11 protein-coding genes are annotated in these 14,151 nt (G+C 66.5%); 6 read left to right on the top strand and 5 right to left on the bottom strand.

Features of this window, described 5'->3' with window-relative positions:
• Window positions 1-370 precede the first annotated feature (370 nt).
• From ACWD3I_RS34870 to ACWD3I_RS34845, 6 genes are all read left to right on the top strand, one after another.
• Complete coding sequence (locus ACWD3I_RS34870; protein WP_266888444.1) at window positions 371-1,399, top strand: ABC transporter permease; 1,029 nt, start codon at window positions 371-373, stop codon at window positions 1,397-1,399.
• Window positions 1,400-1,480: 81 nt separating this feature from the next.
• Window positions 1,481-3,259 (top strand): ABC transporter substrate-binding protein, encoded by a 1,779-nt coding sequence (locus ACWD3I_RS34865; RefSeq protein ID WP_365401418.1) that lies wholly within the window; start codon window positions 1,481-1,483, stop codon window positions 3,257-3,259.
• A gap of 82 nt (window positions 3,260-3,341) precedes the next feature.
• Window positions 3,342-4,322 carry an ABC transporter permease gene (locus ACWD3I_RS34860; RefSeq protein ID WP_046260616.1) on the top strand — a complete coding sequence of 327 codons (981 nt, stop codon included), beginning with the start codon at window positions 3,342-3,344 and terminating at the stop codon, window positions 4,320-4,322.
• A gap of 9 nt (window positions 4,323-4,331) precedes the next feature.
• On the top strand, window positions 4,332-5,357 hold the full coding sequence (locus tag ACWD3I_RS34855; RefSeq protein WP_267014937.1) for an ABC transporter ATP-binding protein: 1,026 nt from the start codon (window positions 4,332-4,334) through the stop codon (window positions 5,355-5,357).
• A gap of 23 nt (window positions 5,358-5,380) precedes the next feature.
• Window positions 5,381-6,427: an ABC transporter ATP-binding protein gene (locus ACWD3I_RS34850; protein ID WP_384171518.1), complete on the top strand. Its 1,047-nt coding sequence runs from the start codon at window positions 5,381-5,383 to the stop codon at window positions 6,425-6,427.
• A gap of 175 nt (window positions 6,428-6,602) precedes the next feature.
• Window positions 6,603-7,343 (top strand): class I SAM-dependent methyltransferase, encoded by a 741-nt coding sequence (locus tag ACWD3I_RS34845; RefSeq protein WP_365414234.1) that lies wholly within the window; start codon window positions 6,603-6,605, stop codon window positions 7,341-7,343.
• Between the two features lie 98 nt (window positions 7,344-7,441).
• Here ACWD3I_RS34845 and ACWD3I_RS34840 read toward each other — a convergent pair whose 3' ends face one another.
• The 5 genes from ACWD3I_RS34840 to ACWD3I_RS34820 all read right to left on the bottom strand — a co-directional run bounded on the left by ACWD3I_RS34840 (window position 7,442) and on the right by ACWD3I_RS34820 (window position 13,682).
• Window positions 7,442-8,563 (bottom strand): ABC transporter ATP-binding protein, encoded by a 1,122-nt coding sequence (locus tag ACWD3I_RS34840; protein ID WP_451084268.1) that lies wholly within the window; start codon window positions 8,561-8,563, stop codon window positions 7,442-7,444.
• Window positions 8,564-8,574: 11 nt separating this feature from the next.
• A complete protein-coding gene (locus ACWD3I_RS34835; protein WP_365409410.1) occupies window positions 8,575-9,636 on the bottom strand; it encodes an ABC transporter ATP-binding protein in 1,062 nt (353 codons plus the stop codon).
• Between the two features lie 10 nt (window positions 9,637-9,646).
• Window positions 9,647-10,627, bottom strand: coding sequence for an ABC transporter permease (locus ACWD3I_RS34830; RefSeq protein WP_365409407.1), 981 nt, complete (start codon window positions 10,625-10,627; stop codon window positions 9,647-9,649).
• Between the two features lie 87 nt (window positions 10,628-10,714).
• A complete protein-coding gene (locus ACWD3I_RS34825) occupies window positions 10,715-12,523 on the bottom strand; it encodes an ABC transporter substrate-binding protein (protein ID WP_365409404.1) in 1,809 nt (602 codons plus the stop codon).
• A gap of 121 nt (window positions 12,524-12,644) precedes the next feature.
• Entirely contained in the window at window positions 12,645-13,682 is a 1,038-nt protein-coding gene (locus tag ACWD3I_RS34820; RefSeq protein WP_365409401.1) for an ABC transporter permease, read from the bottom strand.
• Between the last annotated feature and the right edge of the window lie 469 nt (window positions 13,683-14,151).

The following is a 14,151-nucleotide window of genomic DNA, read 5'->3' as shown; positions in this document are numbered from 1 at the left end:
CCCTTCAGGGGAACGGCCCGGGAAGGTCCGACCTTCGCCACGATGGATCTTCCATGTAGTGCGCAATGGATCTTCACGATCCGATGCCGAACCGTTGGATTGCGACCCTCCTATGTACGGATTTCGACACTCGGGCGTCCGCATATCGAACTCATTGCCCGATTGGGGCAGTTGGCCCGATGTAAGACACAGGCCGATCACGGCACGCTACACGCGTAGCTACAGACTAGTCAAAGAAAGGTAAAGAAAGTAAAGAGCCACCCAAGTCGACCGAGAATTTATTGACCTTGAATGAATTGCGTTGAAAAAGTCCGGCGTAGCCCGTAGGGACCGCCCTGCGGAGTCCTTGATCCACAGGGCACGGAGCATCATGACCCCCCCAACCCCTTCCCCGGTCACTTCACTCGAGGTGACCGACGAAGACAGCGCGGCACCGGTGAAGTCCTCGGCTCTCAAGGGCAACGAGAGCCGCTCGCCGGGACGGCTCGCCTGGAGCCGTTTCAAACGGGACCGCGCAGGCGTCATATCCGGGTACGTGGTCCTCTTCTTCTTCGTCGTGGCGATCGGCGCTCCGCTGATCTCCAAGCTCTACGGCAAGAACCCGTACACGACGTACGGCATCAACACTCCGGGGCTGCTCAACGAGTTCGGTTTCCCGGTCAAGGCCAACGGCGGCATCAGCGGTGACTTCTGGTTCGGCGTCGAGCCGCAGCTCGGCCGGGACGTCCTCACCTTCCTGCTCTACGGCATGCGCAACTCGCTGCTCATCGCCACCGCGGCCACGCTCCTGACGACCCTGCTCGGTGTCGTCATCGGCATCACCGCCGGCTACCTGGGCGGCCGCACCGACTACTTCGTCGGCCGGGTCATCGACATCCTGCTGGCCTTCCCGCAGACGCTGTTCTTCATCGCCTTCTGGCCGGTCGTGCTGGCGATCTTCGTGTCGCCGGAGGAGAACACCCCGATCTGGCTCACGGTCACCAGCCTCATCACCGTGATGACCGCCTTCGGCTGGGCCTCCATCGCCCGTCTGCTGCGCGGCGAGGTCCTCGCCCTGCGCGAGCGGGAGTTCGTGGAGGCCGCCAAGGTCACCGGAGCCTCGCCGGCCCGGATCATCTTCAAGGAACTGCTGCCCAACCTGTGGACGCCGATCCTGATCCAGTCGACGCTCCTGCTGCCCGCCTATGTGACGGCGGAGGCGGGGCTCGCCTTCCTCGGCGTGGGACTCACCGACCCCACGCCCGACTGGGGCGTCATGCTCCAGTTCGGCGCCAAGTACTACCAGGACGACATCACCTTCATGCTCTTCCCTGGTCTCTCCATGGTGATCTTCGTCGTCGCCTTCAACCTGCTCGGCGACTCGGTCCGCGACGCGCTGGACCCCAAGACGAAGCGCTGAGGCACCTCACTCCGACCGAGCGACGGGGCCCGGCCGGAGTACACCAAGCACCATCCCTATCCACAAGAAATCGGGTCAGCCATGTCTCTTTCCCGCAGAAACTTCGTCATAGCCACAAGCGTCGCGGCCGCGGGCTCGACGCTGCTGTCCGCGTGCAGCAGCGGCGACGCGGGCGGCAGCGGCGGCAGCGCGACCGAGGGTGCCAAGACGTACTCCAAGGTCACCATCGGCACCGCGGCGGACTCGACCGGCCCCGCGCCGGAGATCGCCGGGGCGAAGAAGGGCGGGACGATCTACGGTCTGGCCCCGGACGACTTCTCGCACCTGGACCCGGGTCGCATCTACTACGCGTACAACTCGACCGCCGCGCTGCTCCTGCACCGCTGCCTGACCGGCTACAAGGTCGCCGCGGACGGCTCGCAGAAGCTCGTCGGCGACCTGGCCACGGACACCGGCACGATGTCCAACGCGGGCAAGACCTGGACCTTCACGCTGAAGGAGGGTCTGAAGTGGGAGGACGGCAGCGAGCTGACCGTCGAGGACGTGCGCCACGGCATCGAGCGGCTGTGGGCCCCGTACATCATCGAGTCCGCCAGCTACGTCCAGATCGCGCTGACCGGCAAGGGCGGCAAGTGGCGTGACGCCTACGAGGGTCCCTACAAGGGCAAGCACCTCTCGGAGATCGTGACGGACAAGGCCAAGCGGACCATCACGTTCAACCTGGCCGAGGCCCGCCCCGACTTCAACTTCACGATGGCGATGCACTCGTACGCCGCGGTGTCCCCGAAGCTGGACACCAAGGAGAAGTACGACAAGAACCCGGCCGCCTCTGGTCCGTACAAGATCAAGAACCACACGACCGACAAGTCGATGACGCTGGTCCGCAACAAGAACTGGGACCCGGCGACCGACTCCATCCGCAACAACTACCCCGACGGCTTCGAGTTCACCTTCGGCATCGAGACCCTGGACTCCACGGACCGTCTCATCGCCTCCCAGGGCAACGACGCCTTCGCGGTCTCCATCTACAAGGGCGTGCCCGCCGAGCGCATCCAGAAGGTCCTCACCGACCCGGAGCTGAAGAAGCGCACCTTCAACGGCCTGCTCACCGGCACGTACTACTACGCGATCAACACCAAGCGCGTCACCGACCTGAAGGTCCGCCAGGCCCTCAACATGGCCTGGCCGCTCCAGCAGATCCGCCAGATCTACGGCGGCCCGTCCTCCGGCGACTTCGCGACCACGGTCCTCAGCCCCGACATCCTGGGCCGCGAGAAGTTCGACATCTACGGCAAGCTGAAGAAGCCGCAGGGCGACCCGGCCGCCGCGAAGAAGCTGCTGAAGGAGGCCGGCAAGGAGGGCGTGAAGATCGTCTACGCCTTCCCGCAGGACCCGACGTACAACAAGACCAAGGTCGTCATCGAGAACGCGCTGAAGGAGGCCGGCTTCACCCCGGTCATCAAGCCGCTCGACTCCACCTCGTACTACGACCAGATCCAGAAGCTCGACAACAGCTACGACGTGATGTGGTTCGGCTGGTCCCCGGACTGGCCGACCGCCTACACGATGATCCAGCCGCTGTTCGACAGTGCCAGCGTCGGTGACGGTCTCTACAACGTCTCGCAGACGAAGATCTCCTGGATCGACGAGACCATCCAGAAGAACATGGTCCTCACCGACCAGAAGAAGGCCGGTGAGGCCTGGGCCGCGCTCGACAAGCGGATCATGGAAGAAGTGGCGCCGATCATCCCCGAGATGTACCAGCGCCGTTACTACGTCTACGGCAACAAGGTCGGCGGAGCGATGTTCGACCCGAACTTCTCCGCGACCCTGCTCTACAAGACGTTCGTGAAGGCCTGACGACCGGCCCTCGTGGCGGGGCGGCCCCCGGCCGCCCCGCCTCCTTCCCCCCTTCGGCATCCGTCAGGAAATCCCAACTGCCATGCTCCGCTTCCTTGTCCGACGAATTCTCGGCGCCGCGGTGATCCTGCTGATCATCAGCGCCATCGTGTTCGTCCTGTTCTACGCCGCCCCGCGCGACCCCGCCCGCATCGCCTGCGGCAAGGCCTGCACCCCTGAGACTCTGGAGCTGGTGCGGAAGAACCTGGGGATCGCCGATCCATTGCCTGTGCAGTACTGGGACTGGCTCAAGGGCATCTTCGTCGGCCGCGACTACACGTCGTTCGGCAACTGCAACGCGCCCTGCCTCGGCTACTCGTTCCAGAACCGCGAGCCGGTCCTCGGCACCATCATGGACCGCTTCCCGACCACCCTGTCGCTGTCGCTCGGCAGCTCGGTCATCTACCTGACCTTCGGCATCGGCGCGGGCATGCTGGCCGCCGTGAAGCAGGGCAAGGCCCTCGACAAGATCGCGAGCTCCGCCTCGCTGGTCGCGTCCTCGATGCAGATCTACGTCGTCGGCGTCCTCGCCACCTATCTGCTGGTCGACCAGTGGCAGGTGCTGGACCGGGCCAGCTACACGCCCTTCACGGACGACCCGGCGGCCTGGGCCAAGGGTCTGCTGGTGCCGTGGATCGTGCTGTCCCTGATCTGGACGGCCAACTACACCCGTATGACGCGCTCCCAGATGGTGGAGGCGCTCAGCGAGGACTACGTCCGTACGGCCCGCGCCAAGGGCATGTCCCGCCGCACGGTCTTCTTCCGCTTCGCCTGGCGCGGTGCGATGGGGCCGATCGTCACCATCTTCGGCCTCGACCTCGGTGTGCTGCTCGGCGGTGCCATCATCACCGAGTCGACGTTCAGCCTCCAGGGCCTCGGCATGCTCTCCGTCAAGGCGGTCAGCACCAACGACCTGCCGATGCTGCTCGGTGTCGTGCTGGTCGCCGCCGGCGCGATCGTCGTCTTCAACATCGTCGTCGATGCCCTGTACGCCCTCATCGACCCGCGCGTGCGCCTCGCTTAAGGAGAGACCATGAGCACCCCCTTCCTCTCCGTCCGCGACCTCAAAGTCCACTTCTCCACCGAGGACGGTGTCGTCAAGGCCGTCGACGGGCTCTCCTTCGACGTCGAGAAGGGCCAGACCCTCGGCATCGTCGGTGAGTCGGGCTCCGGCAAGTCCGTCACCAACATGGCGATCCTGGGCCTGCACGACCCGCGCAACACCAGGCTCGACGGCGAGATCCTGCTCGACGGCAAGGAGCTGATCACCGCCTCCGAGCGCGAGCTGGAGAAACTGCGCGGCAACAAGATGTCCATGATCTTCCAGGACGCGCTGGCCTCCCTGTCGCCGTACCACACCATCGGCGCGCAGATCGGCGAGACGTACCGCAAGCACACCGGCGCCTCCCGCAAGGAGGCCCGGGCCCGGTCGATCGAGATGCTGCGCCGGGTCGGCATCCCGCAGCCGGACATGCGGGTGGACGACTACCCGCACCAGTTCTCCGGCGGTATGCGCCAGCGCGCGATGATCGCGATGGCCCTGGTCTGCGACCCTGAGCTGCTGATCGCCGACGAGCCGACCACGGCTCTCGACGTGACGGTCCAGGCCCAGATCATGGACCTCCTCAAGGACCTCCAGCAGGAGTTCGGCACGGCCATCATCTTCATCACGCACGACCTCGGTGTCATCGCCGACATCGCGGACGACGTGCTGGTGATGTACGGCGGGCGCTGTGTGGAGCGGGGCACCAAGGAGGAGGTGCTGCGCGCGCCCGACCACCCCTACACGCTGGGGCTGCTGGGTTCGATGCCGAGCCTGACCGGGCCGGTCGACGTGCCGCTCTCCCCGATCCCGGGCTCGCCGCCCTCGCTGCTCAACCCGCCGTCGGGCTGCCGCTTCCACCCCCGGTGCGCCTTCGCGGAGAAGGTGGCCGGCGGGCTCTGCTCCAGTGAGCGGCCGGGTCTGAAGGTCCTCGACGGGCGGGGCTCGGCGTGCCACCTGACGGCGGACCAGAAGCACGAGCTCTTCACCGAGCACGTCGCGGCCCGGACCCACTGACGTACAAGACGGGATTCACCACCATGAGCAACACCACCCCCCTCCTGGACGTCTCGGGCCTGACCAAGCACTTCCCGGTCAAGGGCGGCTTCCCGATCCGCCGCACGGTCGGCGCCGTGCAGGCCGTCGACGGCCTGGACTTCCAGGTGAACGAGGGCGAGGCCCTCGGCCTGGTCGGCGAGTCGGGCTGCGGCAAGTCGACCACCGGCCGGCTGATCACGCGGCTCATGGAGCCGACGGCCGGCAGCATCTCGTACCGCGGCAAGGACATCACGCACGCCAGCCGCAGAGAACTGGCGCCGATCCGCTCCGAGATCCAGATGATCTTCCAGGACCCCTACGCGTCACTGAACCCGCGCCAGACGGTCGGCAAGATCATCTCGGGTCCGATGGAGATCAACGACATCATCCCGGAGGGCGGCCGCGAGAAGCGGGTCCGTGAGCTTCTGGAGATCGTCGGTCTCAACCCCGAGCACTACAACCGCTTCCCGCACGAGTTCTCCGGCGGACAGCGTCAGCGCATCGGTGTGGCACGGGCGTTGGCCCTGGAGCCGAAGCTGATCGTCGCCGACGAGCCGGTGTCGGCCCTCGACGTCTCGATCCAGGCCCAGGTCGTGAACCTGTTGCAGAAGGTGCAGCAGGAGCTGGGGATCGCGTTCGTCTTCATCGCCCACGACCTCGCCGTCGTACGCCACTTCTCGCAGCGCGTGGCGGTCATGTACCTCGGCAAGATCGTCGAGATCGCGGACCGCGACGACCTGTACGGCAACCCCCGCCACCCCTACACGCGGGCCCTGCTGTCCGCCGTGCCGGAGGCAACGGTGGACGATACACCGACCCGCGAGCGCATCCGTCTCACCGGCGATGTACCGTCTCCTCTGAACCCGCCCTCGGGCTGCCGCTTCCGGACCCGTTGCTGGAAGGCGACGGAGAAGTGCGCGACCGAGGCACCCCCGCTGGTCCAGGTCGAGGGCAACAAGCCCGGCCACCTGACCGCGTGCCACTACCCCGAGACGGAGGGAACCGTTCCGGCCCCTCGTCTCTCCAAGGACCCCGAGGCAGCGGTCTGACAACACCCCTTTTCCGTCAGCCGCCGCCCTTTGCGGAACGGACTTTCTCGGCCCATTGACCCGAGCCCATGAACGTCCGCTCCAGGGGAACGAAGGCCCGTACCTCCCCAGGTACGGGCCTTCGTCATACGGGGATCCCGTCATATGGCTCCGGCACCTGTGACAGACTGCCGCGATGGTCGATCGCTCGTTCGCGGATCTCTCGCTCGCCGCGCTGTACGACTCCCTCCACCCGTGGGGTCCGGGCGACGACTTCTACCTCGGTCTCGTGATGTCCGCACCCACCGTGCTGGACGTCGGCTGCGGCACCGGACGACTACTCGCCGCGGCCCGCCGGACCGGACACCCGGGGCAGCTCACGGGGCTCGACCCCGCCGCCGCGATGCTGGTCCAGGCACGGCGCCGGGAGCCCGGCGCGGAGTGGGTGCTCGGAGACCTGCGCTCACGTACCTGGTACGGGGAGTTCGACCTCGTCACGATGACCGGGCACGCCTTCCAGACCCTCGTCGGCGACGAGGAACTGCGCACCTGCCTGCGTGCCGTCCGGACCGCCCTCGCGGACGGCGGACGCTTCGTCTTCGAGACGCTGAACCCGGCCGCCCGCGCCTGGGAGTCCTGGACACCGGACCAGGTGCACGAGGCCGCCGACGAGAACGGCTCCGTCGCGTGGATGTGGCAGCAGGTGGTAGCCCCCGTCGTCGGCGACCGGGTGACCTTCACCGAGACCTACGAGGGCGTCCGCTGGGACCACCCCCAGGTCAGCACCACCACACTGCGCTTCCTGGACACACCGGGCCTGGAGAAGTTCCTGGCTGAGGCGGGCCTGGTGATCGAGAACCAGTACGGCGACTGGGGCAGGGCCCCGGTAACGCAGGCAAGTCCGGAGATCATCACGGTGGCGCGAAGCGCCACCTGATGAGGGGCGCGGGGCTGTGTCGATCTGCGGCTCCGCCGCGCGGGCGCGACCAGCCCTCACCGCCCCGCAGCCGAGACACAACAGCCCCCGGCAACCGATCAGTCGCTCAGCTCCTCCTCCAGCGCGGCCAACGCGGGATCCAGCACGATGTCCTCGTCCCGCCCCTCGATCGTCGGATCCTCCGGAAAGTGGCACGCCGTCAGATGCCCGTCCCGGTTACCGGAGATCCGGACCAACGGCGGCTCCTCGGCTGCGCACTTGTCCTGCGCCTTCCAGCACCGCGTACGGAACCGGCACCCGGACGGCGGCGAGATCGGCGACGGCACATCGCCGGCAAGGCGAATCCGCTCACGGTTGGGCGCGTCCTCGTCCGACAGGTTCACCTCGGGCACCGCGGACAGCAGGGCGTGGGTGTAGGGGTGGCGAGGGCGGGTGTAGATGGAGTTGCGGTCGCCGACCTCGATGATCTTGCCGAGGTACATGACCGCCACGCGCTGCGAGAAGTGCCGTACGACGGCGAGGTCGTGGGCGATGAACAGGAAGGCGATGCCCAGCTCCTGCTGCACCTGCTTCAGCAGGTTCACGACCTGGGCCTGGATGGAGACGTCGAGGGCCGACACCGGCTCGTCGGCGACGATCAGCTTCGGCTCCAGGGCCAACGCCCGTGCCACACCGATGCGCTGACGCTGTCCGCCGGAGAACTCGTGCGGGAAGCGGTTGTAGTGCTCGGGGTTGAGACCGACGATCTCCAGAAGCTCACGGACCCGCTTCTCGCGGCCCCCCTCCGGTGCGATCTGATTGATCTCCATGGGCCCGGAGATGATCTTGCCGACCGTCTGCCTCGGGTTCAGCGAGGAGTACGGGTCCTGGAAGATCATCTGGATCTCGGAGCGGATCGGCGCCAGTTCTCTGCGACTGGCGTGCGTGATGTCCTTGCCGCGGTACGAGATGCTGCCGGCCGTCGGCTCCATGAGCCGCGTGATCAGCCGGCCGGTGGTCGACTTGCCGCAGCCCGACTCGCCGACCAGGCCGAAGCTCTCGCCGACGTTCACGGTCAGGTCGATGCCGTCGACGGCCTGCACGGCACCGACCGTGCGGCGGATCGGGAAGCCGCCCTTGACCGGGAAGTGCTTGGTGAGCCCCTCCACGACCAGCAACGGGTCTCCGGGCGAGTCGGTGGTGGCCCCTCGTGGGGCGGGGAGGACGAGGTCCTCTTTCATGACGGGTCCTCCTAGCCCAGGCTGGGCTTGATCTCTTCGACGAAGATGGTCCGCTTCTGGTCCGCCGTGAGGTGACAGGCGGAGGCGCGGTCCGGGGCCAGCAGGGGGCGTTCGTCGACGCAGCGGGTGCCGCCGACCCGGTCCTGGAAGGTGCAGCGTGGATGGAATCGGCAGCCCGACGGCGGGTTGAGCAGCGAGGGCGGCGAGCCCGGGATGGGCGCGAGCGGGGCGTCGAGGTCGGAGTCGATGCGCGGCATCGAGTTCAACAGGCCCCAGGTGTACGGATGTTGCGGCGAGCGCAGCACCTCGTTCGTCGTGCCGCGCTCGATGGCGCCGCCCGCGTACATCACCATGATGTCGTCGGCCATGTCGGCGATGACACCGAGGTCGTGGGTGATGAAGACGATCGCCGAACCGAACTCCTGCTGGAGATCCTTCAGAAGGTCCAGGATCTGCGCCTGGACCGTCACGTCCAGCGCGGTCGTCGGCTCGTCGGCGATGAGCAGGTCCGGGTCGCAGACCAGGGCCATCGCGATCATCGCGCGCTGCCGCATACCGCCGGAGAACTGGTGCGGATAGTCCTTCGCCCGCTCCTTGGGGTTGGGGATGCCGACCTTGCCGAGCATCTCCACCGCACGCGCCCAGGCGACCTTCTTGGAGGCACCGGTGTGCTTCATGAAGGGCTCGGCGATCTGCCGGCCCACCGTGTAGTACGGCGACAGCGCGGTCAGCGGGTCCTGGAAGATCATGGCGACCTTGTTGCCGCGCAGCTTCTCCAGCTCGGACTCGCGGGCGGTGGTCAACTCCTGCCCCTCCAGCAGGATCTCGCCCTCGACGGTGGTGAACTTCGGGTTGTGCAGCCCCAGGATGGTCAGGTTGGTGACGGACTTGCCGGAGCCCGACTCACCGACGATGCCCAGCGTCTTGCCGCGCTCCAGGTCGAAGGAGAGCCCGTCGACGGCCCGGACGATGCCGTCCTCGGTCCTGAAGCTGACGTGCAGGTCCCGCACCGAGAGGAAGGCGCCCGCGTCGGACGGGACGGGTGCCCCGGCCTCCTTGGTCAGAGTGGTCACGACAGAACTCCTAGGACAGCCGCACGCGCGGGTCGATGAGGGCGTAGCAGGCGTCGACGACAATGTTGAGCAGCAGGATCATGGCGGCCGCGAACAGCATCACGCCGAGCAGCAGCGGCAGATCGCTGAACTGCACCGAGTCCACCGCGAGCCGGCCGAGACCGGGCAGTCCGAAGGTGTACTCGGTGATGATCGCGCCGCCGAGCAGTGAGCTGAGGTCGATGCCGAGGATGGTGATGATGGGGATGAGGGAGCCGCGCCAGGCGTACCGGAAGAAGACGTAGCGGCCGCTCATGCCCTTGGCTTTGGCCGTGCGGACGTGTTCCTCCTGGAGCTGCTCGATCATCGCGGAGCGCGCCATACGGGTGTACTGCGCGGCGAAGATCGTCGACAGGACGACCCAGGGGATCAGCAGTCCGGTGAACCAGGAGGCCGGGTTGTCGGTGAACGGGGTGTACCTCGGCTCGTCGAAGGCGTGGGTCTGGTACACGAGGATGGCGAGCGCCAGCGGGCCCAGGAAGTAGATCTGGAGCGAGCTGATGACCATGGAGCCCGCGGTGAACGTCTTGTCGACGAGGGTGCCGCGCTTCCAGGCGGCGAGCAGGCCGGTGCCGAGCCCGACGAACAGGAACACGACGGTGGCGCCCAACGCGAGTGAGGCGGTCAGCGGCAGCCGGTCCAGCAGTGTCCCCCAGACCGCCTCGTTGGTGCGGTACGAGTATCCGAAGCACGGCGCCGAGCATGGCCCTTGCACGAAGTCGTCGCGTCCGACCACGAGTCCCGACAGGAAGATCCAGAACTGCTCCGGGATCGACTTGTCGAGTCCGAGCGTCTGGTGGATGTTCGCCAGGGCGTCGGGCGTGCACGTCTTGCCGCACATCAGCAGCGCCGGGTCGCGGGGCATGCCGAAGAAGAGCAGGAAGGCGACCACGGTCAGCAGGACCAGGATCACGAGTGAGCCGAGGATCCGGCGGAAGAGGAAGCGCAGCATCTCAGTGGCAGCTTTCGGGCTTCAGGCCTGGCGTCGCCGGTCGCGTCCCGTCACGGGAGGGGGCGCGACCGGCGCCGCTTGGACGGGTTACTTCACGTACAGCCTGCGCGGGTCGACGCCGCCGATGACGTCGTCGTACACAAGGCCGCCGATCTTGGACCCGGCGATCTGGGTCTGCTTGTAGTACGCCGTCGGGATGTTGGAGACGACGTCCTTCACGATGTACTCGTTGATCTTGTTCCAGGCCGCGGCCGCCTTGACCGGGTCGGTGAGGGCTGCGGCCGCGTCGATGTCGGCGTTCACCTTCGGGTCGTTGATGTGCGAGTAGTTGGACGCGCCGTCCTGGATCTGGCGGCCGTCGTACAGCGGCGGGATCACGGTCGACGCGCTCGGCCAGTCGGCACCCCACGCGGTGTGGTAGATGTCGTAGTTGTTCTTGACCTTGCTGACCTGGTCGTAGTACGTCTCGGCCGGGATCTCCTGGCGCTGGACGTCGAAGCCGGCCTTCTCCAGGCCCGCCGCCATGGCGGTGGAGTACTGCTGGCCCTCAGGGGTGTTGATGTAGCCGAAGGTCAGCTTCAGACCGACCTTGTCGGCCTTCTCGAGGAGCTGCTTGGCCTTGGCCGGGTCGCCCGCGGGCTTGGCCTTCTTGCCGAAGGGGTCGAACTTCGCGTCGTAGCCGGTCACGGTCGGGCTGATCAGCCCGCCTGCGACCTCCATCGCGTCGGTGCCGCCGAAGGCACGCACGAACGGCGTGATCGGCAGGGCGTAGGCGATGGCCTCGCGGACCTCCTTCGACTGCATCTCCGGCTGGGACAGGTTGATGTTCATCTGGCCCACGTACGGCTGGTAGCCGGAGACCCTGCGGGACTTCAGCGCCGCGTCGTTGAGGACCTTGGTCAGGTTGCCCGCGTCGACCTGGTTGCTGAAGCTGATCGCGGTCGCGTTGGCGCCCGAGTCGTCGAGGATCGCCTTGGTGGAGTCCTCGTACTGCTTGTTGAACTCGAAGTTGAACGTGTCGACGTACTGGTGGCGGACCGCGTCGGTCTTCGCGTCCCAGTTGGTGTTCTTGACCAGCGTCATCGACTTGCCGGACTTGAACTCGGAGATCTTGTACGGGCCCGAGGTCATGGGGGCCTTGTCGTACTTCTCCTTGGTGTCCTTCGCCTGCGACACGATGGAGTAGCCCGCCATGGCGAGCGCGTACGGCAGGTCGGGCTTGGCCGCCTCGAACTTGAAGACGATCGTCTTGTCGTCGGGCGTCTCAAGGACGCTGGCCGGCAGGTGCTTGCCCTTGTACGGACCGTCCGGAAGCAGCTTGCGGTACTCCGTGCCCGGGGTGTTGGCGATCCACTGCTGGATGAACGTCGGGCCGTTGGAGACGAACGGCGCGAAGAGCCGCTCGAAGGTGTGGCGCACGTCCTTGGCGGTGATCGCGGAGCCGTCGGCCCACTTGACCCCGTCCTTCAGCGTGAACTTCCAGGTCTTGCCGCCGTCCGTGGTCGTACCGCTGTCGGTGGCCAGGTCGCCGACCACCTCGTGCTTCTGACCGTCGTTGCTGGTCGCCTTGTAGCTGGTCAGACCGCGGTGTATCAGCTGCGACAGGGCCATCTCGTCCGAGACGTAGATCTGTCCGGGGTCGAGGTGCGCGAAGCTGTCGCGCTGCAGCACCGTGATCGTGCCGCCCGCCTTGGCGCCACTGATCTCGGCGGCCGGGCCGGTCGAGGCCTTCTCGTCGCCGAAGGTGATGCCGGACTGCTGCCGCTCGGCGTTCTCCTTGTCCTGCTTGTCGTTGTCGTTGGCCTTGCTGCCACCCTCGCTGCAGCCGGTGAGCACGAGAGCCCCCGCCGCGAGCAGTGAGAGCGCGGCGTACGCGCGGCGTCCACCCTTACCCATCACTCAGATTCCACCCATCTTGTGTCACCGGTGTGCCTGTCACCAGTGCGAATTGAAGTGCGGACCGGCATCAGAGGTGCCATCCGGTCGTTGTCGGGCGAGGATGCCCACAACTGGGCGGTCAGCGCGCCGTCTTGGGATCGAAGGCGTCCCTGACCGAGTCCCCGAGCAGGTTGAAGGCCACGATGAAGATGACCATCGAAACGCCCGGGAAGAACATGTAGGTGATGTCGTTCTGCATCACGAGTTCGGTCGATGCCTTGGAGAACATCTGCCCCCAGTCCGGCGTCGGTTCGACGAGCCCGACACCGAGGAAGGACAGACCGGCCTCGGCGGTCACGAAGTTGGGGAGCATGTACGTCGACTGCACCAGGATCGGCGTGACCACGTTGGGCAGGATCTCCCTGCGGATGATGCGCACCGGGGACGCCCCGCTGACCTTGGCGGCTTCGACGAACTCCCGTTCTCGCAGGGCGAGTGTGGTGCCGCGCAGAATGCGGGCGAGGCTCATCCAGCCCAGGAACCACATCACCGAGATGAGCGCCACGACCCGGACGTACACGGGTGTCTCGTCCCTGGGGCTGACGAACAGCGAGACGATGACCGGCATGCTCGCGATGAAGAAGAGCTGGGACGGGAAGGCGAGGAGGAAGTCGATGACCCGGCTGACCCAGAAGTCCGTCTTCCCGCCGAGATAGCCGGCCGCGATACCCAGGAGGATGCCGGTCAGCACCGTCGCGACGGTGACCGCCAGCGAGATCATCAGGGAGTTGCGGATGCCGTAGATCAGCTTGGTGAAGACGTCGTAGCCGTTGCCGGGCTCCAGGCCGAACCAGAACTCGCCGCTGATGCCGCCGTTGGGCTGGATCGGCACACCGGCGCTGTCGAAGAGTTCGGGCCGTTCGTCCGCGAACACCGTGTACGGGTCCTTGCCGTACAGCTTGGCTATCAGCGGGGCCGCGAGGCCGACCACGAAGAAGAAGATCACGACGTACGCCGAGATCACTCCGGTGCGGTCGCGCTTGAAGCGGATCCACATCAGCTGACCCGGAGAGCGGCCCTCGAGCTGCTTGGCCTCTTCCGGTTTCGTCTTCGGCGCTTTCTCGCCGTCGACGACGACCGACGTACCGCCGCCCTCGATGTCGATAGGACTTGTCACAGTTCGCCCATTTCACAGGTGTGGGTGTGCCGAACCGGCGACCGGCGCGAGAGGTGCGCGATCGCGGTTCGGATCATGAAGAAGCGTCAGCGGCGACGCACGGCCCACGGAAGAACCCGCAGCCGGACGCGCGTAGTGGTAAGGGCGTGGCCCTTCAGAGCCGATCGCCGTGCGCCGGGGCGCAGTTGCCGACTACTGCGGACGCTGTGACCCACCTGGTGCTTGTGACACCGCGCATGGGACTCCTCCTCATGACTCCACGTGTTCACCAACAGGAGGGGGTTCATGTCTTTCCTCCGACACCCCTGACGGAGGGTCAGACACCCCCTGGTGCTCGAGAGTCGGCGCCGTCCCCACGGCGCGAGACCCATTGACCCGAGCGCTACGCGGCTAACTATCTGCCATGAGCCAACCGGCGACCACTGTCTTTAAATCTCGATTCAGTCACAGCTGGCGCGTACATCTTCCG

It is taken from the genome of Streptomyces sp. NPDC002817 (genome assembly GCF_053592055.1).
Note: the sequence above shows the minus strand (reverse complement) of the source record. Positions and strands in the feature narration are given on the sequence as shown.